Source organism: Micromonospora chokoriensis, assembly GCF_900091505.1.
GTDB lineage: Bacteria > Actinomycetota > Actinomycetes > Mycobacteriales > Micromonosporaceae > Micromonospora > Micromonospora chokoriensis.
Genome location: NZ_LT607409.1, coordinates 4328525 through 4348850 on the forward strand (window position 1 = coordinate 4328525; position 20326 = coordinate 4348850).

General features: G+C 71.7%; 17 protein-coding genes. 11 read left to right on the forward strand and 6 right to left on the reverse strand.

Annotation, left to right across the window (positions count from 1 at the left end; all coding sequences use genetic code 11):
- Positions 1-33: 33 nt before the first annotated feature.
- Positions 34-1050, reverse strand: coding sequence for a phosphotransferase family protein (locus GA0070612_RS19945; protein WP_088989290.1), 1017 nt, complete (start codon positions 1048-1050; stop codon positions 34-36).
- Positions 1047-2120: a LacI family DNA-binding transcriptional regulator gene (locus GA0070612_RS19950; protein WP_088989291.1), complete on the reverse strand. Its 1074-nt coding sequence runs from the start codon at positions 2118-2120 to the stop codon at positions 1047-1049. Before GA0070612_RS19950 ends, GA0070612_RS19945 begins: the two co-directional genes overlap by 4 nt.
- Positions 2121-2213: 93 nt before the next feature.
- On the opposite strand from GA0070612_RS19950, the gene GA0070612_RS19955 reads away from it, so the two are divergent.
- The 9 genes from GA0070612_RS19955 (at position 2214) to GA0070612_RS19995 (ending at position 10701) form a co-directional block, all read left to right on the forward strand.
- Entirely contained in the window at positions 2214-2558 is a 345-nt protein-coding gene (locus tag GA0070612_RS19955) for a cupin domain-containing protein (protein WP_088989292.1), read from the forward strand.
- Positions 2551-3267 (forward strand): cupin domain-containing protein, encoded by a 717-nt coding sequence (locus tag GA0070612_RS19960; RefSeq protein WP_088989293.1) that lies wholly within the window; start codon positions 2551-2553, stop codon positions 3265-3267. Before GA0070612_RS19955 ends, GA0070612_RS19960 begins: the two co-directional genes overlap by 8 nt.
- A gap of 272 nt (positions 3268-3539) precedes the next feature.
- Positions 3540-4499, forward strand: coding sequence for an ABC transporter permease (locus GA0070612_RS19965; RefSeq protein ID WP_197699196.1), 960 nt, complete (start codon positions 3540-3542; stop codon positions 4497-4499).
- Positions 4500-4522: 23 nt separating this feature from the next.
- A complete protein-coding gene (locus GA0070612_RS19970; protein ID WP_088991633.1) occupies positions 4523-5527 on the forward strand; it encodes an ABC transporter substrate-binding protein in 1005 nt (334 codons plus the stop codon).
- A gap of 43 nt (positions 5528-5570) precedes the next feature.
- Positions 5571-6326, forward strand: a complete 756-nt coding sequence (locus GA0070612_RS19975) for an ABC transporter ATP-binding protein (RefSeq protein ID WP_408630574.1) — start codon at positions 5571-5573, stop codon at positions 6324-6326.
- Between the two features lie 38 nt (positions 6327-6364).
- Positions 6365-7516, forward strand: a complete 1152-nt coding sequence (locus GA0070612_RS19980) for a Gfo/Idh/MocA family protein (RefSeq protein ID WP_088989295.1) — start codon at positions 6365-6367, stop codon at positions 7514-7516.
- The gene (locus GA0070612_RS19985; protein ID WP_088989296.1) at positions 7513-8688 is read left to right on the forward strand and encodes a dihydrodipicolinate synthase family protein; all 1176 of its coding nucleotides are present in this window, start codon (positions 7513-7515) and stop codon (positions 8686-8688) included. The genes GA0070612_RS19980 and GA0070612_RS19985 overlap by 4 nt, the downstream gene beginning before the upstream one ends.
- A gap of 56 nt (positions 8689-8744) precedes the next feature.
- Positions 8745-9548 (forward strand): sugar phosphate isomerase/epimerase family protein, encoded by an 804-nt coding sequence (locus tag GA0070612_RS19990; RefSeq protein ID WP_088989297.1) that lies wholly within the window; start codon positions 8745-8747, stop codon positions 9546-9548.
- Positions 9541-10701 (forward strand): SLC5/6 family protein, encoded by a 1161-nt coding sequence (locus GA0070612_RS19995; protein WP_088989298.1) that lies wholly within the window; start codon positions 9541-9543, stop codon positions 10699-10701. Before GA0070612_RS19990 ends, GA0070612_RS19995 begins: the two co-directional genes overlap by 8 nt.
- A 6-nt stretch (positions 10702-10707) precedes the next feature.
- On the opposite strand, the gene GA0070612_RS20000 is transcribed toward GA0070612_RS19995, so the two are convergent.
- Both GA0070612_RS20000 and GA0070612_RS31535 read right to left on the reverse strand, forming a co-directional pair.
- On the reverse strand, positions 10708-11289 hold the full coding sequence (locus GA0070612_RS20000; RefSeq protein ID WP_088989299.1) for a GNAT family N-acetyltransferase: 582 nt from the start codon (positions 11287-11289) through the stop codon (positions 10708-10710).
- A gap of 97 nt (positions 11290-11386) precedes the next feature.
- The gene (locus GA0070612_RS31535; protein ID WP_157742554.1) at positions 11387-11533 is read right to left on the reverse strand and encodes a hypothetical protein; all 147 of its coding nucleotides are present in this window, start codon (positions 11531-11533) and stop codon (positions 11387-11389) included.
- Positions 11534-11726: 193 nt separating this feature from the next.
- Between GA0070612_RS31535 and GA0070612_RS32835 the strand changes: the two genes are divergently transcribed.
- Positions 11727-14780: a S8 family serine peptidase gene (locus GA0070612_RS32835; RefSeq protein WP_269458265.1), complete on the forward strand. Its 3054-nt coding sequence runs from the start codon at positions 11727-11729 to the stop codon at positions 14778-14780.
- Positions 14781-14838: 58 nt separating this feature from the next.
- Here GA0070612_RS32835 and GA0070612_RS20010 read toward each other — a convergent pair whose 3' ends face one another.
- Together GA0070612_RS20010 and GA0070612_RS20015 are read right to left on the reverse strand one after the other, a co-directional pair.
- Complete coding sequence (locus GA0070612_RS20010; protein ID WP_088989301.1) at positions 14839-15375, reverse strand: AAA family ATPase; 537 nt, start codon at positions 15373-15375, stop codon at positions 14839-14841.
- A gap of 497 nt (positions 15376-15872) precedes the next feature.
- Positions 15873-19334, reverse strand: coding sequence for a ThuA domain-containing protein (locus tag GA0070612_RS20015; RefSeq protein ID WP_088989302.1), 3462 nt, complete (start codon positions 19332-19334; stop codon positions 15873-15875).
- Between the two features lie 287 nt (positions 19335-19621).
- Between GA0070612_RS20015 and GA0070612_RS20020 the strand changes: the two genes are divergently transcribed.
- Complete coding sequence (locus GA0070612_RS20020; RefSeq protein WP_331716376.1) at positions 19622-20257, forward strand: SAM-dependent methyltransferase; 636 nt, start codon at positions 19622-19624, stop codon at positions 20255-20257.
- Positions 20258-20326 lie beyond the last annotated feature (69 nt).

Here is a 20326-nt window from a genome sequence, read left to right on the forward strand (position 1 = left end):
ACGATCCCTCGACAATCGGTTATCCCCTGCCGCCTACGAGGCGAGCGCGGCGATCTCCTCGTCGAGCAGACCCGCCAGTCGGGCATGCCGCCCCGGGTGGCTCTGTGCCGTCATGCCGCGGCTGGGCATCTCCACTGTCATCAGCAGGTAGAGGTGCAACCGGTACAGACCCAGGCGGGCGCGCGCGGAGGCGTCCAGCAGCAGCGGCTCGGCGGCGGCCGCCCGGTAGCCGCGCAGCAGCGGGTGCTCCGGTTCGTCCTCGACGCGCCGGAAGAGCAGCGGCGAGACCAGGTCCAGCAGCGGATCGCCGTAGAGGAAGCGCTCACCGTCCACCAGGCCCCGCAGCCGCAGCCGGCCGTCCGCGTCGGGCGCAGCCAGCACGTTGCCGTCCCAGCAGTCGAAGTGCAGCAACGCCGGGCGACGCACCTCGTCCAGCACGTCGGCGTGCCGCTGCACGAGCGCGTGCAGGCGCGCGGGCGGGAAGGGCAGCCGGACGTCCCAGTCGGACGCGTCGGCGAGCAGCGCGTCGAGCATCGCCGTGAACGCGGCCCGCCAGGTCGACCCGGAGGGCCGGTCGCCGGTGTAGCCGAACCGGTCGCCGGTGACCCGGTGCAACGCGGCGAGGGCCGCCCCGAGGTCGTGGCGCGCCGGGCCGTCGTCGACAGTGGCCGCGCCCTCGGCCAGGTCGGACAGCGACCGGCCGGGCAGCATCGTGGTGACCAACCATTCGCCGTACGTCGGGTCGACGCCGTGGTGCAGCACGACAGGCGTCGGCACCTCAGGGGCACGCCCGGCGACGATCCGGAAGTAGTCGGCCTCGGCCACGCAGAGCCCACGCTCGTAGCGCAGCAGCGGCGTCCCGGCCGGCGGCGCCAGCTTCAGCACCACCCGGCGGTCGTCGTCGAGCAACGCCCACCAGACCGTCGCGTATCCACCCCCGGTCAGTGGACCGGTGTCCCGCACCCGGGCGTGTGGCCCGAACGACGCGCCGACCAGGTGCCGTACGTCGGCGCTGGTGATGCGTCGTTGGGTCGGGCTGCCCCCGGTCACGTCGTCGTGTCCCCTCGCCGTGGGTGCGGCGTCGAGCCGGCGCTGGCACGGACGGAGGGCGGGACGGGCCCGGCGGTGTCCCGGCGGACCAGCTCGGCGGGGAGCACCTCGACCCGGGGCGTCGGCGCCCCGACGCCGAGCACCAGGGACATCGCGCGTGCCCCCATGTCCACGAGGGGCAGTCGCACAGTGGTCAGCGCCGGTGTCACGTCCCGGGCGATCGGCATGTCGTCGAAGCCCACCACCGAGGTCTGCTGCGGCACGGCCAGCCCGCGCGCTCGCAGGGTGGCGAGCGCGCCGATGGCCATCGAGTCGTTGAGCGCCACGATCGCGGTCAGCTCCGGGTCGGCGTCGAGCAGCCGGGCGGTCGCCTCCGCGCCCCCGTCGCGGTCGAACTCCGCGTACCGGATGCGCTGTTCCGGCAGCTCGCGGCCCTGTTCGGTGAGGGCCTGGCGGAGACCGGCCAACCGGTCGGTCGTGGTGGTCAGGATCCGTGGGCCGGCGACGACGCCGATCGCCCGGTGCCCCAGGCCGCACAGCTCCCGACCCGCCAGGTAGCCGCCGGTCCGGTTGTCCGGCATCACCGCGTCGCCGGAGTGCTCGTGCCGGCCGATCACCGCGACCCGCCCGCCGGTGGCCTCGTACGCGGCGAGCTTCTCGTTGAGCTGCCGGGTGAACGCCTCGTCGTGGTAGCCGGAGCCGGCCAGGATCAACGCCGCCACCTGGTGGCCGCGCAGCAGCTCCACGTACTCCAACTCACGGTCCGGGTCGCGGTAGCTGTTGCAGATCATCAGCAGTCGGCCCTGGTCGGTGGCGACGCGTTGCAGCCCACGGGTGATCTCGGCGAAGTACGGGTCGGAGACGTCGTGCACGATGACGCCCACCGCGCTGCGGTGCGAGCGGGCCAGCAGTTGGGCGTGCGCGTTCGGCACGTACTGCAACTCGGCGACGGCGGCGAGCACCCGCTCGCGCAGCTCGTCGGTGACCGGTTTGCTGCTGCCGTTGATGACGCGGGAGGCGGTGGCGGGTGAGACGCCCGCGCGGCGCGCCACATCGGACAGGGTCGCCATGGCCCGCCCCCTCGATCTGTTGACGGCGTTTCGTCGTGCCGGCTAGCGTCACGGTACCGCAGAGAAAGCCCTTTCCCGCAGGGAGGCCCGGCCGTGTCCGACAGCTTCGCGGTACTCCAACTCGACGAACTACCCGCCCGACGCTGCTCGTGTGGGACCACCCGCCGAGGCTTCATCGCCGAGAGCGACGGCCAGGCCAGCGTGCACCTGCTCCAGGTGCAGGACGCGGTCACCCACCACCACCGGGTCGCCACCGAGTACTACATCGTGCTCGCCGGTGAGGGCGAGGTCGAGTTGGACGGCGTCCGCCATCCCGCCCGACCGATGTCCGCGTTCCTGATCAAGCCGGGTTGCCGGCACCGGGCCATCGGCGACCTGACCGTGCTGCTGGTGTCGCTGCCGGCGGCGGACGACACCGACGAGTACTTCGATGACTGACCGGTCGGCTCCGCTGCCCGGTGGGATCGGGGTTTCCCGGCTGCGCGTCTACGACACGCTCGCCCCGGACGGGCTGGTCGGCGGCACCCCGCACGTGCACCTGTGCTGCACCGAGGGGTACGTGGTGACCGCCGGTGAGGGCACGGTGCAGACACTGACCGCCGCTGGTTTCCGGGAGACGCCACTGCGGCCGGGCGCTGTCGTGTGGTTCGAGCCCGGCACCGTGCACCGCCTGGTCAACGGGGGAGGGCTGACCATCGTGGTGCTCATGCAGAACAGCGGGTTGCCGGAGGCCGGTGACGCGGTCCTGACCTTCCCGCCCGACGTGCTGGCCGATCCGGCCGCGTACGCCGCCGCGGCGGCACTTCCCGACGGGGGAGCGCCGGGGGCGGACGTGCGGGCCGCGTACCGCCGACGTGATCTGGCGGTGACCGGGTTCCAGGCGCTGCGGTCCGGCGGGCCGGCGGCGCTGGCCGCCTTCCACGCCGCAGCGGTCGCGTTGCGCGAGCCGCTGCTGGCGCGGTGGCGGCAGCGTTGGGAGTCCGGCGCGGGTCGGGCCGCCGCCGCCACCGGCGCCCACCTCGACGCCCTGGAGCGGGGGGACCTGCGGCACCTGGGTGAGGCCGGGGTGTACGCGGTGGACGAGCCGGTCGAGCGGGGTCGGCTGGGCATGTGTGGCCTGCTGGACACCTACCCGGCGGCCAGCTGACGCCGTGCTTCGCGACGGTCCGGATCGGACCGCGGGTGCTCCACTCGGCTTCGTTGGAGTCGGGGTGTCCGAAGGCCGCCGACAGCCCGGTCCTCCGGATGCCGAGTCGATCTCGGGCGACGGGCGCCGGCTGGGTCGGCGATCGATGAATACATCGAGGAAAGGCCTTGCCTGGTGTGTGGGTGCCGCCTACGCTCCCAGGAAAGCGTTTGCCTGATCCGCCGACCGGCCCCGCTCCGCGAGCGCGCTGCCGGGACCCGAGGAGGTTCCGCGTGATCGAGAACTCTCTGGACGCGGCGGGCCAGCGGGCCGCCGCCGATCAGGCGGCCGGCGGACGGGAGGCCGGCTCCCCGTCGTCGCCCGGGTCGACCGCCGTACCCAGCGGTCGACCGTCCACGATGGCCGGTACGGCGGATGGCCGCCCGCCCCGCCCGACGCTCGGCCGTCGGGCGGCGGTCTTCGCCGACTCGCTCTGGCGTCCGGCGCTGGTGCTCGCGGTCCTGTTCGCCGCCTGGTGGTTCGTGGCCGCCCAGGAGTACGTCCCGAACTACCTGGTGCCCACACCCGGCCAGGTCGGGGAGACGATGACCGCTCAGTGGTCCGAACTGGCCCGACACACACTGGTCACCCTGTACGAGACGGTGCTCGGCTTCGTGCTGGCCGCCGCGTTGGGCCTCGCGACCGCGGTCGCCATCGCGTACTCCCGCACCCTGGACAAGGCGCTCTACCCGATCGTCCTGTTCGCACAGGTCATCCCGAAGATCGCCATCGCGCCACTGCTGGTGGTCTGGTTCGGCCTCGGCCTCACCCCGAAGATCATCCTGGCGGTGCTCATCGCGTTCTTCCCGGTGGTCATCTCCGGCGTGGCCGGCCTGCGCTCCACCGACCCGGAGCTGCTCGACCTGGCCGCCACCATGGGCGCCGGGCCGTGGCGCACCTTCCGCAAGATCCGCTTCCCGAACGCGTTGCCGCACCTCATGGCCGGTCTCAAGGTGGCGGTCACCCTCGCGGTGGTCGGTGCCGTGGTCGGTGAGTTCGTCGGCGCCAGCGAAGGACTCGGCTACGTCCTGTTGCTGGCCAACGGCAACCTCGACGCCCCGCTGCTGTTCGCCGACCTGATCCTGATGTCCGCCATCGGCATCGTCCTGTTCGTCCTGGTCGAGATCGCCGAGGCACTGCTCATCCCGTGGCACGCCAGTCGCCGGGCCGGCGTGTCCCTGACCACCTCCTGACCGACCCCATCACGGAGGCACCGATGAAACGCACCGCCACCACCATCCTGGTCACCGCCGCCCTCCTGGTCGCCGCCACCGGCTGCGGTGGGGACGACCCCGCCGGCACCACCGGCGCGGACGGCAGGAAGCAGGTCACCCTGACCCTGAACTGGGTGCCCTACGGCGAGCACGCCCCGTTCTACTACGGCCTGCAGAACGGCTACTACTCCGCCGAGGGCATCGACCTGAAGATCCTGCCGGGCAACGGCTCGGGCAACACGGTCAAGCAGGTCGCGCAGAAGCAGACCGACTTCGGCTGGGCCGACAGCCCCGTGCTGCTCAAGTCGGTGGCCACCGGGATGCCGGTGCGCAGCCTCGGCGCGTACCTGGAGAAGGGCCCCTCCTCGGTGGAGTTCTTCTCCGAGAAGACCATCAGGACCCCGGCGGATCTCAAGGGCAAGACCGTCGGGGGCACCCCCGGCGACGCCCTCTACGCGACCTTCCCGGCCTGGCTGGAGAAGAACGGCCTGAAGAAGGACGACGTCAAGGTCGTCAACGTCGACGCCGCCGGCAAGATCGCCGCCCTGGCCGAGGGCAGGGTCGACGCCATCATGGGCTTCTTCCACGACCAGGCGCCCACCATCGAGAGCAAGACCGGTAAGAAGGTCGACGTCCTGCTCTTCGCCGACTACGGGATGAACCTGCTCGGCACCGGTCTGATCGCCAACACCCAGACCCTGCAGAAGGACCCGGAGTTGGCCCGCAAGTTCGTCAGGGCCACCCAGAAGTCCTGGGCCGACGCCGCCCGCGACCCGGCCGGCGCGGTGACCGCGATGGCCGCGCTCGCCGAGAACGAGCCGGCGCCCGAGGTGCTCACCAAGCAACTCACCCTCGTGCTGCCGCTGCTCGGCGGCGAAGGACCGCCCGGGGTGAACACCGAGGCCCAGTGGACCGAGACCATCGACCTGATGTCCCGCTACGCGGAGCTGAAGGACCCGGGCGCGCCCGACGCGTACTGGGACTCCTCGTACGCGAAGCAGGGGTGACCCGGTGACCGCCGCGCCGGCAGCCACCGGCACCGCCATCGGGATGTCCGGGGTGACCGTACGATTCACGTCCCGCTGGTCCCAGACCACCGCCCTGGACGACGTGTCGCTGGACATCGAGCCCGGCGAGTTCGTCACGATCGTCGGCCCGTCCGGCTGCGGCAAGTCGACCCTCCTGAAGATCGTCGCCGGGCTGGTCACCCCGACCAGCGGCGCGGTGTCGCTGTTGCAGCGCCCGGTCCGCGGCCCGCAGAAGGAGATCGGCTTCGTCTTCCAGAAGGCCGCGCTGCTGGAGTGGCGCGGTGCCCGGGCCAACATCCTGCTCCAGGCCGAGATGCGCGGCATGGACCGGGCGCAGGCGTCCCGCCGGGCCGACGAGCTGATCGAGATGACCGGTCTGACCGGCTTCGAGAAGGCACTTCCACACGAGTTGTCCGGCGGCATGCAGCAGCGGGTGGCGCTCTGTCGTGCGCTGCTGCACTCCCCGCCGGTGCTGCTCATGGACGAGCCGTTCGGCGCGCTGGACGCCCTGACCCGGGAGCAGATGAACGCCGAACTGCACCGGATCTGGCGGGAGACCGGCACCACCGTCGTGCTGGTCACCCACTCCATCGCCGAGGCGGTCTTCCTCGGCACCCGGGTCGTGGTGATGAGCCCCCGGCCCGGCCGGATCATCCGCACCTTCCCGGTCGACCTGCCGGCGCACCGCGACTACGCGTCGGTGATGTCGGATCCCCGCTTCGACCGGCTCGCCACCGACCTGCGTGGGTTGCTCGGCAGCGCGGCCGCCAACCACTGAGCGCGGATCGGCACGACCAGCACGACGGAAGGAACACCATGACCCGCAGGTCGATCGGCATCATCGTCAACGGTGTGACCGGAAGGATGGGCTACCGCCAGCACCTCGTCCGGTCCTTGCTGGCCATCCGTGCGTCCGGCGGCGTGACGCTGGCCGACGGCACGACCGCCTGGCCGGAGCCGGTCCTGGTCGGGCGTAACGAGACGAAGCTCCGCGAGATCGCCGAGCGGCACGGGCTCACCGAGTGGACCACGGACCTGACCTCCGCACTGGCCCGCGACGACGTCGAGATCTACTTCGACGCCCAGGTCACCCAGCAGCGCGAGAAGGCGATCCGGCAGGCCATCGAGGCCGGCAAGCACATCTACACGGAGAAGCCCCTCGCCGAGGACACCGCGGCGGCGCTCGACCTGGCCCGGGCGGCGGACGCGGCCGGGGTACGCACCGGCGTCGTGCAGGACAAGCTCTTCCTGCCGGGTCTGCGCAAGCTCAAGCGCCTCGTCGACGGCGGCTTCTTCGGCCGCATCCTCTCGGTGCGCGGCGAGTTCGGCTACTGGGTGTTCGAAGGTGACTGGCAGCCCGCCCAACGGCCGTCGTGGAACTACCGGGCCGAGGACGGCGGCGGCATCGTGGTCGACATGTTCCCGCACTGGCACTACGTGCTGGAGGAACTGTTCGGCCGGGTGCGCGCGGTGTCCTGCGTGACCGCCACCCACATCCCCGAGCGCGTTGACGAGGCCGGTCAGGCGTACCCGGCCACCGCCGACGACGCCGCGTACGCCGTCTTCGAACTCGACGGCGGGATCATCGCGCAGATCAACTCGTCCTGGAACGTGCGGGTGTACCGCGACGAGCTGGTGGAGTTCCAGGTCGACGGCACCGAGGGCAGCGCGGTGGCCGGGCTGCGCAACTGCCGCGCCCAGCACCGGGCGGTCACCCCGAAGCCGGTGTGGAACCCGGACCTGCCCGCCACCGAGGACTTCCGCGCCCAGTGGGCCGAGGTGCCCGACAACGAGGAGTTCGACAACGGCTTCAAGGTGCAGTGGGAGGCGTTCCTGCGGCACGTCGTCGCCGGTGAGCCGTTCCGCTGGGACTTCATGGCCGGCGCGCGCGGCGTCCAACTCGCCGAGGTGGGGCTGCGCTCCGCCCGCGAGGGCGTTCGGGTCGAGGTGCCGGAGCTGCGCTCATGACGGCCGGGGTGGTGCCGTCGGTGACGGCAGAGGTGGTGCTGCCGGGCGGCCGGCGGCACCGGCTCACCGGAGGCGGCGGCTTCGCCCGCCCGGCCGCGCCGGCGACCAGCCGGATCGCGTACGCCGCCGCGCACGTGGTCGCCGACCCGTCGGCGGAGAACGTGCCGGGTGCCCCGGCGGCAGTGGACTGGGACACCACCCTCGCCTTCCGGCGGCACCTCTGGTCGTACGGGCTGGGGGTCGCCGAGGCGATGGACACCGCGCAGCGGGGGATGGGTTTGGACTACCCGGCCACCCGGGAGTTGATCCGCCGCAGCGCCGCCGAGGCCCGCGCGGTGGGAGGCCGGATCGTCGCCGGGGTCGGCACCGACCAGCTGCCGGCCGGTCCGGCGACACTGGCGGCGGTCACCGCCGCGTACCTCGAACAGCTCGGCGACGTCCGCGCGGCCGGCGCCCGCCCGGTGCTGATGTGCAGCCGGCACCTGGCCGCCGCCGCGCGCGGCCCGGAAGACTACCTCCGGGTGTACGACGAGCTGCTGAGCGCCGCCGACGAGCCCGTGGTGCTGCACTGGCTGGGCCCGATGTTCGACCCGGCGTTGACCGGCTACTGGGGTGCCGCCGACCTGGACCTGGCCGCCGACACGGTCGTGCAGCTGATCAAGGCACACCAGTCGACTGTGGACGGCATCAAGGTGTCGCTGCTGGACGCCGACCGGGAGGTCGCGCTGCGCCGCCGGCTCCCCGCCGGGGTGCGCCTCTACACCGGTGACGACTTCCACTACCCGGAGCTGATCCGGGGCGACGAGATGGGGCATTCCGACGCGCTGCTCGGGGTGTTCGCGGCCATCGCGCCGGCCGCCGCCGCCGCGTTCGCCGCCCTGGACCGGGGGGACCTGGCGGCGTACGACGAGATCTTCGCACCGACCGTGCCGCTGGCCCGGCACCTGTTCGCGGCCCCGACCTGGCACTACAAGACGGGGATCGTGTTCCTGGCCTGGTTGGCCGGGCACCAGGACCACTTCACCATGGTCGGCGGCGCGCAGTCCGGCCGGTCCCCGGCGCACCTGGCCACCCTGCTCACCCTGGCCGACGCGGCCGGGCTGTTGCCGGACGCCGACCTGGCGGCGGCCCGCGCGCGGGCGTTCTTCACAGTTGCCGGTGTGGCCCAGTGAGCGCGAGGAGTGAGCCGGGTTTGCGAGCCCCGCAGTCGGGAGCGGAGACCAGCCCAGTGAGTCTCGCGCGCTTCTCGTTCAACCAGGCCACCGCCCAGCGGTGGCCGCTGCCGGACGTGGTGGCCGGTTGCGTGGCGGCCGGGGTGCCGGGCATCGGGTTGTGGCGCGAGCCGGTCGTCGGGTACGGGTTGGCCCGGTCGGCGAAGCTGGTCCGCGACGCGGGTCTCGCCGTCACCTCGCTGTGCCGGGGTGGTTTCTTCTCCGCCGACGACTGGCGTGCGGAGAACCTGCGGGCCATCGAGGAGGCGGCCACACTGGGCGCCCCGGAGCTGGTCCTGGTGTCCGGTGGGTTGCCGTCCGGCAGCCGGGACATCGACGGCGCCCGGCAGCGGGTCGCCGACGCGATCGGGGAGTTGGCCCCGCACGCCGAGGCCGCCGGGGTGCGGCTGGCGATCGAGCCGCTGCACCCGATGTTCGCCGCCGACCGTTGCGTGATCGCCACCCTGGGCCAGGCGCTCGACATCGCCGAGCGGTTCGACCCGTCGGTGGTCGGCGTGGTCGTCGACGCGTACCACGTCTGGTGGGACGACACGGTGTACGCGCAGATCGCGCGGGCCGGCGAGTGGATCGCCGCGTTCCAGGTCTGCGACTGGGTGACGCCACTGCCGGAGGGGGTGTTGCTCGGCCGGGCGCTGCCGGGCGACGGGTGCATCGAGTTGCGCCGGTTGCGCGAGGCGGTGGACGCGGCCGGTTACGTCGGCCCGATCGAGGTGGAGGTCTTCTCCGCCGAGGTGTGGGCGCGCCCGGGTGCCGAGGTGTTGGACGCGGCGGTGGCCGGCTACCTGCGTCACGTTGCCTGAGACTGCCGCGCGGCGTTGGCCGGCGGCGGTCGGCGCGTGGCTGGGGATCGGCACCGCACCCGCCACGCTGGTGCTCGGCGCGGCGATGGCCGCCCGGCACGGCGGGGCGGTGCCGGTGGCGGGTCTGCTGGTCGGCGGGGCGCTGATGGCGGCACTGCTCTGGGGGCAGGGCCGCATCGGCCTGCGTCGGCCGCTCGGTGACGGCGGGACGCTGACCGCGGTGCTGCCCGCGTACCTGGGGACCACCTCGCGGGTGCTGCTGGCGGCGGTGCTGGCCGTGTCGATGGTCGGGTGGAACGGCTTCAACGTCGGGCTCGGCGGTGCGTCGCTGGCCGCGTTGACGCACCTGCCGGGCTGGGCCGGGCCTGCCCTGTTGGAGGTGGCGGTCCTCGTGGTCTCCTGGGCGCCGGCCCGACTCGGCAACCGGATCGCGGTTCTCACCACGCTCAGTGCTGTGGTGCTGGTCGGCTGGTGCCTGGCCGTGCTGCCTCCGCCCGGCGCGCCCGTCCGGCTGGCCTTCGGTGGGTTCGCCGACGCCGCCGCGTTGATCGGCTACGCGGCGGTGTTCGCGTTGCGCGCGCCTGACTTCAGCGTCGGCCTCGCCCGGCGGCGGGACCTGCTGTGGTGCGTGGGGCTGCTGATCGGGCCGGCGCTGCTCGGGGTGGTCGCCGGTGCCGGCCTGTGGCTGCGCACCGGCGAGGCGGACGTGGTCGCGCTCCTCGCCGCCGGATCGGGCCTGGCCGCGTACGCGAATCTGTTCGTCGCGGTGGCGGTCTTCGCCGCCGCGCTGACCACCACGTACTCCGGTTCGTTGGCGTTGCGTGGCCTGACGCCCCGGGTGCCGGCGCGGGCGGCGATGCTCGCCGTCGCGGTGCTCGGCGGGCTGCTGGCGGTGGCACGCTTCGACCGCCTGGTGCTGCCCTGGCTGACGTTGCTGGCCGCCGCGCTGCCGGTGCTGGTGGTGCCGATGGCGACCGAGGCCGCCGCCCGTCGGCGTGGTCGCGTGCCGCGGACCGTGCCGGCCTGGTGTTGGGTGCCGCCGGCGCTGGTGGCGGTGGCCTGCACGATCGCCGGTGTGGGTGTCGCCCCGCTGCTCGGGCTGGCCCTGGCCGGGGTGTGCACGGTGCTCTGGCGGGGCCGGTGCGCGCGGTGATGTCGGTCAGGAGCCGCCGCGGCGGTCAGCCCACTCGTGCTCCAGGATGGACATGTCGTGGGCGTCGACCCAGTCGCCGTCGAAGCACAGGGCGTCGCGGCGAGTGCCCTCGTGGACGAAGCCGATCTTCTCGTAGACGTGTCGGGCGCGGGGATTGAAGTCGAAGACCTCCAACCCCACCCGGTGCATCCCCAACTGGTCGAAGGCGTAGCCGAGCACGAGCCGGGCGGCCTCGGTGCCCAGTCCACGACCGCGGCCCTCCGGCCCGACCATGGTGCGGAAGTTGACGCTGCGGGCGTCGGGGTCCCACGAGTTGAGGACGACCTCGCCGACGACGCGATCTGTTGCGTTGTCCACGACGAGCAGGTCGAGCCGGTCGTCGGCGGCGCCCCGTGAGCCGTACCAGTCGCGGCTGCGCTCCAACGGTGGAGGCACTCCCAGATCCGCGCTGCTGGTCACACTGCCGGTCAGCCGGGCCACGTCGGGATCGGCCATGACCGCGGTCATGGCTTCGGCATCGTCGGCGGTCGGCGGCCGCAGCGTGACCAGGCGTCCGGTCAGGGTCGGCTTGTGGCTGAGATCGGTCATCGGGTTCTCCCCCGTGGACTCCCGGATGTCACGGCCTGGCCGCCTGACCTTAGCCGGTCGGGGGCGGGGGTGGGGGCACGGGCCAGGCGCCACCGGCTCAGGCGGCACCCCGGTTCGTGGCCACCCCGTCGCGGGAAGCGGTGAGCTTCTCCACCGGATCGCCGACGACCTGCCATGGCCACTCGGTGACCATCCGGTCGAGCAACGCGAACGGCGATGGGCGCTGTGCCGGCGGCTTCGGCAAAACATGATCTAGGCGTGGCCCGTAGAACGTGATCTTATACGCACCAGCGATCCGAAACACTCTCCGAACCATCGATTAACCATCGGCGGCTTAGGTGGGGGAGCGCTCCCATGAGCGGGTCGCGATCGGAACAGCGCTCCACAAAGGAGCCATCGAAAGGAGCCTCGTGGCTACCAGCACGAGCGGAACAACGGTGCGAAGACTAGCGATACCGACGCTGGTCCTCGCTCTGGTCACCGGTACCACCGGCGTCGCGGGTTCGGCGTCGGCGGCACCCGCAGGGCCGTCGGGTGGCGGCAGCACCGGCTACTTCACCGCCGGGTCCGACAAGAAGGTCACCCTGACCGACGGCGCCGACCGCCGGCCGGGCGGCCGGAAGGCCGCCGACCAGCAGGCCGCGGCGGACGACACCCGCCCCGGCATGTACATCGTCGAGCTGGCCGAGGAGCCCCTGACCTCGTACGCCGGTGGCTCGGCCGGGCTGGCGCGGACCCGCCCGCAGGCGGGGGACCGGCTGGACGTGACGTCGGCACCGGCCCGGGCCTACCGCGGTCACCTCGACGCCCAGCGCAGCGCCGTCGCCGCCGCCGCGAAGGTACAGGTCACCGCCTCGTACACCACCGCCTTCAACGGGTTCTCCGCGAAGCTGACCACCCAGCAGGTGACCGCGTTGCGGGCGGACAAGCGCGTCCGCGCCGTCACCGCCTCACGGGCGCTCGGCACCCCGACGCCTCCGCCGACCGCGCCGGCCCCCGGCGCCCCGGCCACGCCGGCTCCTGGCGAGCTGGAGCAACCGGCAGGAGCGGATTCCGCCGGCAAGCCGGACAAGCCCGGTAAGCCCGGTAAGCCCGGCCCCGGCACCGGCGCGGGCATGGTCATCGGCGTCCTGGACACCGGCATCTGGCCCGAGAGCGCGTCGTTCGCGAGGAAGATGCCCGCCCCGGCGAACTGGCGCGGCACCTGCCAGATCGGTGTGGCCTTCGTGGCCGAGCACTGCAACGGCAAGATCGTCGGCGCGCGGTACTTCGCCGACTCGTGGCTGGCCTACGGCGGCACCGTGCCCGACGGTGAGATCCTGTCCGCCCGCGACGTGTCCGGGCACGGCACGCACACCGCCTCCACCGCTGCCGGTCTGCCGCAGCCGAACGTCACGATCGACGGCCGCCGCTTCGGCCCGGTCTCCGGGGTTGCCCCGGACGCCCAGATCGCCGTCTACAAGGTGCTCTGGGGTGGCATGGGCTACGACGCCGACATCATCGCCGGCATCGACGCCGCCGTCGCCGACGGCGTGCAGGTCATCAACTTCTCGATCGGCTCCCAGCTCGGCGACTGGGAGGCCAACACCCCCATCGGCATCGCGTTCCTCAACGCCACGCTGGCCGGGGTGTTCGTGGCGGCGTCGGCGGGCAACACCGGCATCGTCAGCGGGGCGATCAGCAACGCGGCGCCGTGGGTGACCACCGTCGGCGCGGCCGTGACGAAGCTCGACGAGGCGACGGTCAAGCTGGGCGACGGCACGAAGCTCGTCGGCGGTTCGCTGGACGCCCTGCCCGGTGGCGACTCGCGGCCGATGGTCTTCGGCGAACAGGCCGGCTCGCCCGACCTGGGTGCGGTCTACTGCGAGCCCGGCAGCCTCGACCCGGCCAAGATCAAGGGCAAGGTCGTCGCCTGCGCGCTGTCCGACATGTTCGGCTCCGCCGCCGAGATCAAGGCCAAGGGCGGCGCGGCGATGGTGGTGTTCGACCCGGTCGGCAACTACCGGATCAACTCCATCTTCAACTTCCCGGTGGTCTACCTGCCGACCGAGAAGCAGGCCGGCACGCTCTTCAACTACCTGATGCGCCACCCCACCGACGCGAAGGTCTCCCTGCGCAGCGGCGGTGACGGCTCCAGCGTCCCCGGCCTGCCCAGCGTGGCGGACTTCTCCTCCACCGGCCCGGACAAGGTGACCCTCGGCGTCTTCAAGCCCGACCTCGTCGCGCCCGGGTCGAACATCATCGCCGCGGTCTCACCGGCCGGCAACTTCGGGCGGAACTACGACGCGTACTCCGGCACCTCGATGGCCTCGCCGTACGTGGCCGGCGCGGCAGCGATCCTGCGCGCCACCCACCCGGAGTGGTCACCCGGCACCGTCGCCTCCGCGCTGCGGACCACCGCCACCGACACCGTCGGCACCAGCGACCCCCTGGAGCAGGGCAGCGGGTTCATCAACCTGGCCAAGGCCACCGACCCCGGCCTGGTCATCCAACCGACGGCTGCGGAACTGGTCACGTTCAGCGAGACGGCCCAGCCCGACGGCAAGGAACTCAACCTGCCGGCCGTCTCGTTGCGCGAGTACGACGGCACCCGCCCGGTGACCGTCACCCGCACCCTGACCAACGTGGGCAAGGCGAAGGAGACCTACCGTTCGTCGGTGTCCGGCCTGCCCGGCATGAAGGTCACCGTGTCCCCGGCATCGGTGACGCTGGAGCCCGGCACGTCCAAGACGGTGACCATCACCGTGCGTCGGGGCAGCGCGCCCTGGGACCGCTACGTGACCGGATCGATCACCTGGCAGGGCAAGGCACACAGCGCCCGGATCCCGGTCGCCGCCCGCCCGTGGGGCATCTCCCCCCGACCGTACGCCGACGACGGCGAGGAGTTCGGCCGGATGACCAACGGTGCGTTCGGCTCGCTCCAGCCCGGCTTCACCGGACCTCTCGTCGGCCGCAGCACCGGTTACACGCCGATGCAGCGGACGTCGTACTCGATGCCGGCCGGCGTCTACGGCGGCGTGTTCGACCCGACGGCCACCGGAGTGAAGACTGTCGACTTCACGGTGCCGGCGAACACCGCGGGCATCGTGGTCGAGACCACCACCGACGACCCGAACACGAACCTCGACCTGTACCTGTACAAGGGCGACAAGCTCGTCTACAGCAGTGACAGGTACTGGACCAGCGCGGAGCAGGCCTACAAGTTCCTGCCCGAGCCGGGGCGCTACACGGCGTACGTGTTCGCACAGTATCCCGGCGGCCCGGTCGTCGACTTCGCACTGAAGCACGCCATCATCGGGCGAAACGGCACCTACGCGGGTGCCACGCTGGAGGCGCCCACCAGTGTGGAGCGTGGTCTGACGTACGGGTTCACGTTGAAGCCGAAGAAGCCGCTCGGCGACGGCGACTTCTGGGCGTACACCGAGTGGAACACCAACGGCACTGTCATTCCCGGCAACCTCGTCTACACCCAGCAGAGTTCCTGGGAGTAGACCGTTGTGAGCTGTGGGGCGGTGCCGTCGCGCACCGCCCCACAGCCCGGTCTGACGATCAGAGTGTCAGTCGTTCGACGAAGGTGCGGCGCGAGGTGACGTCGCTCAGCGGCAGGGCAGTCAGCTCGTAGCCGAGCTGGGTGTAGGCGGCGGCCATGGCGTCGTGGGTGCGTACCGCCTCGGCGAAGTCCTGGTGGCGCTCGCTGTCGTTGGCGTATATCTCCGGCCAGGGCGGTGCGATGAAGACGCGCCGGTGGTAGCGGAACAGCCGTGCCGCCGCCGCCAGGTGGTCCGGAACGGGCCAGCCGAGCAGCAGGTGGTAGCCGACCAGGTCCGGAATGCCGCGATCGAAGAAGACCGGGCCGGTGTGCTGGCCGGCCTGACGGTAGGACCGGATCTCCCAGCTCAGCGTGATCTCGGCGTACAGCCGGGAATCCCCGCCGTGCACCGCCTGACCGCCGATCTGAAGCTGGTCCTGGGTGATCTGTCGCCCCGCCTCCTCGACGCAGACATGGCCGGCAGCGCGCAGGCTGTCGAGCACCGTGGTCTTGCCGGATCCCGGCCCACCGGTGATGACGACGTATCGATTGCTCATGCGGGCTCCCTCAGTCAGGCATGTCAGGTGTCCCGACCTCTCTCCCGGCACGGTCGGCGAGGCTCGCCCGAACAGCTTCACCCACGCCACAGCGTAGATCTTGGACAGTTTCCGTTCTGGCGTAACGGAAACTGTCCAAGATCTACGCTGTCGGCTCGCTGATTGGCGTCACCGGTGCGGTCGGGGACCATCTACCGCGCCGCGCCGCGCCGCGCCGCGCCGCGCCGAGAGGCGCCGCGCCGCGCCGAGAGGCGCCGAGCCCGCGCCGCGCACGCCGCCGGCCGGCCGGCCGGTCAGCGGGACCACCGATGTCTGCGCCCGGGGCACGGCCGGTGGAGTAGATCGTCTGGGCGCGCACCGTTCGGTGAGCAACACCGTCGTGCGACCGCCCGGTCGGTGCGCCCGCGCTGCTCGGCGAGTGCGGGCAACTCGGTGTTGCCGGCGAGCTGCCGACCGGTGGTGGGCGGAGATCGACCCCGCCCACCACCGGTGGACGGTCAGCTGACCGTGACGGTCAGGTTGATCGAGCGGGTTTCCCCGCTGGTGTAGGTGGTCGTCACCCGGGCGGTGAAGGTGCCCTTGCGGGGGTACGTGTGGGCGATCGACCGCAGTGTCGCCCCGTGGGTGATGGCGCTGTTGTCACCGAAGTCCCACGCGTAGTCGGTGATGCTCTGCCCGGACGGCGCTGTCGCGGTGGCGGTGAGCGTGGTGTTCAGCGTCCCGGTGCCGCCGGCCGGGTTCGCGGCCAGAGACAGGGTGCCGCCCGGTTCCTGTTTGACCCCGGCGCCGTTGAACCGCAGCCAGTCCAGCGCGAGCAGGTCGGGGGTGCCGCCGGTCTGGGCGGCGTTGACGAACCTCGCGTACAGGGTGGTGGTGCCGGTCGGCTTGTTGGTCAGCGTGACGGTGGGGGAGACCAGGTTGTCCCACCCGCCGGTCGAGGCGACGGCGGCCGTGCCGATGAGCGTGCCGGTCGGCGATCCGGTGCGTAGCTCGATGGTGCCGCCCAAGCCGCCGTTGGTCAGCCCGAGGGTCACCGAGCCGACGTTGCGCAGGTCCACCGGCCCGTACGCGACCCAGTCGTTGTGGTCGACGTCGCCGAGCCGCTTGCCGGCGCGGGCGGTGGCCCGGTCGTTGACGGTGACGCCGGACTGGGCGCTGAAGTGCTCGGCCTCCTTGCTCTTGGGTTGCAACTGCACGCGGGTCGAGCCGGTCAGCGCCGGTGCGCCGGCCGCGCCCCCGTCGGTGTACTGGGCGGTGATCAGGGTGTAGAGGTTCTGCCCCGGCCCGTGCCCGTCACCGGCGTCCGCCTCCGTGGAGAGCAGCCCCGAGCAGCCGGTGTAGACGTCCAACGGGTGGGCGTGCGAGTCGTGCCCGAGCTGCGTCTGCACCGTCACCCTGCTGCAGTCGACAGTGGTGTCCTCGGGGTCGGTGACCGTAACCGTGAACGGGATCTTGTCGCCGAAGTCGAAGAAGCCGCCGTCGGGCACGCTGAGGGTCACCGTGGGTCGGGTGTTGCCGACCACCACGTCGGTGACCGCGGTCGCGGTCAACCCGTTGCCGCTGTTGCGGACGGTCAACCGCGCCGTGTACGTGCCGGCGGTGCCGTAGGTGAAGCTCGGGTTCGCGGCGGTCGAGTCGGTGGTGCCGTCGTTGGTGAAGTCCCAGGCGTAGCTGAGCGCCGTGCCGTCACCCGCCGTCGTGCCCGCCGAGGAGAAGCTGACGGTGAGCGGCGCGCGTCCGCTGTCCGGCGTGGCGGCGATCTTCGCGGTCGGTGGTCGGCCGTTCGCCACGTAGTCGATCCGGTAGATGCCCGCCCCGGCGTTGCTGCCGCCGCGACCGCTACCGGTGCCCTCGCCGAAGTCGATGACGTAGAGCGACCCGTCCGGGCCGAACTCCGCCTCGAAGGGCTGGATCCAGCTCATGGTGTCGAAGATGCCGTTGATCGACTGGAGGTCGCCGACGGCGGTCGGCCCGAAACGCGCGTTGCCGAACGTCTGCGCCGTCTTGTGGATCGAGAGCGTCTTGAACCACCTGCGCGTCAGCTCATAGGTGATCCACTTGCCCTCGAAGTACTCCGGGAACTTCGTGGTGCGGGTGTTGGCCGGGTCGTAGTCGTAGACCGGGCCGCTCATCGGCCCGCCACCACCGGTGCCCAGCTCCGGGAACTGGGTGGACGCGGAGTACGCGTACCAGACCAGCGCCGACCTCGACGCGGGCAGGTTGGTCAGGCCGGTGTTGTTGGGGGAGTTGTTGACCGGCGCGGCGCAGTTGAACTTGGCGCCGGAGGTGTTGGTGGCGAAGTTGTAGTCGTTGAACGGGATGTTGTTGCCCACGCAGTACGGCCAACCGTAGTTGCCGGCCGCGGTGATCCGGTTGAACTCGACGGTCCCCTCCGGGCCGCGGTTGGCGTCGGCGGCGCGGGCGTCCGGGCCGTAGTCGGCTACGAGCACCGCGTTGGTCTGCGGCTCGACGGTGATCCGGAACGGGTTGCGCATGCCCATCGCGTAGATCTCCGGTCGGGTCCTCGCGGTGCCGGGGGCGAAGAGGTTGCCGCTGGGCACCGTGTACGTCCCGTCGGACTGCGGGGTGATCCGCAGGATCTTGCCGCGCAGGTCGTTGGTGTTGCCGGCGGTGCCCTGGGCGTCCCAGGCGGCGCGGCCGGAGCGCTCGTCGATCGGGGTGTAGCCGCTGGAGGCGAACGGGTCGGTGTTGTCGCCGATCGCCGCGTAGAGCCGCCCGGCCCCGTCCATCGCCAGCGAGCCGCCCATGTGCGAGTTGGCTCGGCCCTCACCCCGGTAGGTGGGGATGGTCAGCAGGCGTTTCTCCGAGGAGAGCGCGACGCTGTTGTTGGCGACCGTGAAGCGGGACAGGTTGAGCTGTTTGAGGGTCTTGTCCGACCAGAGCAGGTAGATCCAGCCGTTGCTGGCGAAGTTGCGGTCCAGGGTCATCCCGAGCAGCCCGTCGGACTGGTCGGTCATCGCCGAGGTGTACGCGAAGTCCAGCAGCGTGGTGACCTGGAGAGTGTCCTGGTTGACCACCTTCAGCGCGCCGGTGCGCTGGATGTAGTAGACCTTCCGGTCCGGGGCGACGGCCAACTCGAACGGGTCGGCCAGGTTCTCGGTGACCAGACCCACCCGTTCGAAGTTGCTGGTCCTGGTGGCCGAGCAGTCGCCGGCGACCGCGCCGGCGGCCCACTCGATGCCGTAGCGCAGGTGCTCCAGGAAGGTCGCGCTGCTGAACTGCGAGCTGGCGTGCCCGCCGGCGGTGAACCAGGACCGGCCGCCGTCGTAGCGCTGGCACCAGGAGTACGCGTGGTCGACGCCCTCGTCCAGCCCGTTGATCCCGTCGCGCACCTTGATCTGCGCGAGGGTGTGCACCTTGCCGGTCGGGTTGGTCCGCCAGTTGTACCACTCCTCGCTCTGCTCCCAGAGCTCCGGCAGGTTGCGGGTGGAGGGGTGCGCCCGGTCGAGCACCTTGACCCGGCCGGGGAAGGTGCCGCCGGTGGACGAGAAGTCCGGGTGGTAGTCGAAGATCGTGCCGACCAGGCCCTCGTACCACGGCCAGTCGCGTTCGCTGGCCGAGGCGGCGTGCAGGCCGGCCCAGCCGCCGCCGTTGCGGATGAAGGTCTGCAACGCGGCCCGCTGGCCGGCGTTGAGCAGGTCACCCGAGGTCGGGAGCGAGTTGGTGTTGTTGAAGACCAAGGCGTCGAAGGTGGCGAGGTTGGCGTCGGTGAACGCGGCGGCGTCGGTGGTGGCGACGACCTCGAAGTTGTGCGCGGCGCCGAGCTGCTGGATGGCGGCGATGCCGGCCGGAATCGAGTCGTGGTAGAAGTTCGTGATCTTGGAGAAGACCAGCACCCGGAAGCGGGGGGCGGCCTCGGCGGGCAGGGCGGTGGTGGTGCTCACCACGGCGACGACGGCGAGCAGGATGAGGCAGAGCGAACGGAGGGTTCGGGGCATAGGGGCGCTCCCTGTTGGACGGTGAGGGGCCGGAAAGCGCTTTCTCGCTGCCCGCACCACGGTACTGACAGCCAGTGACGAGCGTCAATAGCACGGAGGCAAGCGGTTTCCTGGCGAGGGGTCACCGCAGCGCAGTTCTTCCCCTACGATCGGTGGCGGTCGACCTGGGGAGGTCACGTGACGACACCAGCACCGTCGGACCGGATCGACACCAGCGTGGTGCACCCGGCCCGCCGCTACAACTACTGGCTCGGCGGCTGCGTACCCCGGGGTAGACGGGCCGGGCGGTGCGGTTCCTCGCCCGGGAGGCCGGCGTCCGGCAGTTCCTCGACATCGGCACGGGCATCCCGAGCGCCGACAACACCCACGAGGCGGCCCAGTCCGTCGCCCCCGAGTCCCGGGTGGTCTACGTCGACAACGACCCGATGGTGCTGGTCCACGCCCGTGCGCTACTGACCAGCGATCCGTCCGGTGCCACCGCCTACCTCGACGCCGACCTGCGCGACCCGGAGAAGATCCTCGCCGACCCGCAACTGCACGCCACGCTGGACCTGTCCCAGCCGGTGGCCCTGGTGCTGATCGCGGTGACGCACTTTCTCACCGACGACGACCGCCCGCACGAGCGGGTCGCCCGGCTGCTCGACGCGCTGCCGTCGGGGAGTTGGCTCGCCCTGACCCACTTCACCACCGACCACATTCCCGTCGAGATCGTCAGGCGGATGGAAGCCGAGTTCGCCTCCGGCCGGATGAAGCAGGACGCCGTGTCCCGCGACCGGGCCGAGTTCGCCCGCTTCTTCACCGGCCTGGAGGTGGCCGAGCCGGGCATCGTCCCGGTCACCGAGTGGCGGCCGCAGGTGCCGCCGGAGCAACGGCCGCCGCTGGCCGACGCCTCCATCTACGGTGCGGTCGCCCGCAAGCCCTGATCGGGGGGTGCTGTTACCCCTGCTGGAGGCAACACCTACTTCTTCGTCGGCGCGGTGCTGCTGGTCGGA